Annotated in this window: 1 protein-coding gene; it reads left to right on the forward strand. The window is 46.7% G+C overall.

Annotated features, from left to right (window positions below; translation table 11 throughout):
- The coding region (glnE, locus tag R7Q38_RS23390) for a bifunctional [glutamate--ammonia ligase]-adenylyl-L-tyrosine phosphorylase/[glutamate--ammonia-ligase] adenylyltransferase (protein ID WP_318114466.1) at positions 1-1,321 on the forward strand (1,321 nt) is incomplete at its 5' end.
- Positions 1,322-1,408: the final 87 nt, after the last annotated feature.

Below are 1,408 nucleotides of genomic sequence, written 5' to 3' on the forward strand. Positions count from 1 at the left end.
TCGCTTGATGCCAAAAGTGTTTGACGCGGTGTTTGCCCACCCAGACGCTCAATTTGGTTTACCGCGAGTATTGCACTTGCTGCACAATATTTGCACGCGCACGACGTACTTGGAATTGTTGGATGAACACCCTGCCGCATTGGTGCAGTTAGTGCGCTTGTGTACCGCAAGTCCGATGATTTCCGAACAGTTGTCTCGTTATCCAATCCTTCTGGATGAGTTGATAGATCCTCAACAGCTGTACAACCCAATTCCACTCGATAGCTATCGCACTGAATTGCGCGATTTCCTTGCCCGTATTCCCGAAGATGATATGGAGCAGCAAATGGAAGCGCTGCGTCAGTTTAAGCAAATTTGTATTCTGCGTATTGCCGCAGCGGATATCGCTGGCGTGCTGCCAGTCATGAAAGTAAGTGACCACTTAACTTATCTAGCAGAAGCCATTGTTGAAGCGGTGGTCAGCCAAGCGTGGCTTCAAGTGTCTGAAAAATACGGCGAGCCAACACACGTGAAAGACCGTGAAGGCAAAGGCTTTGCCGTGATCGGTTATGGTAAAGTCGGTGGATGGGAGTTGGGCTACAACTCAGACTTAGATATCGTCTTTATGCACGACTGCCCAGTTAACGTATACACCGATGGTAAGAAGGAAATTGACGGTCGCCAGTTCTACCTTCGTTTAGCACAGCGCATCATCCATATTTTCTCAACCCGCACCGCATCAGGCATTCTATACGAAGTGGACACTCGCTTACGTCCTTCTGGTGCGTCCGGCCTGTTGGTGAGTCCAACCGATGCGTTTGATGATTATCAACATCAAGATGCGTGGACTTGGGAGCATCAAGCTTTAGTGCGCGCTCGCATGATTTATGGTGATGAACCATTGGCGATTGCTTTCCATAACACTCGTCATGATGTGTTGTGTAAACCGCGTGATGAGCAAACGTTGAAAAAAGAAGTCGTCGAGATGCGTGAAAAAATGCGCGATCATTTAGGCGGTAAGAAATCTGGTCGCTTCATGATCAAGCAAGACGTCGGTGGTATTACCGATATCGAATTTCTGGCTCAATATTTGGTGCTTAACTATAGTCACGAGAAACCTAAGCTTACGCGTTGGTGTGACAATGTCCGAATATATGAAACGCTAATTGCTCAAGGTGTCATGGAAGAAGACCAAGCGATGCAACTGATACGCGCGTATACGACGATGCGTAACGAAATACATCACAGAAACCTACTTAATTTGGATGCAGATGTGGTTGAAGATAAGTTTGTTGCAGAAAGAGAATGGGTGAAGCAAGCATGGAACCAGTGGTTCGCCTAAGTAGAAGTAGTGCTCAAGGTTCAGCCTAGAAAAAGGCTGTGCTAAACTCACCACGATTTAATTTTTGGAGACCAATAATGAAACCAA

This window comes from Vibrio sp. Vb0598 (genome assembly GCF_033338935.1).
GTDB classification, from domain to species: Bacteria; Pseudomonadota; Gammaproteobacteria; order Enterobacterales; family Vibrionaceae; genus Vibrio; species Vibrio alginolyticus.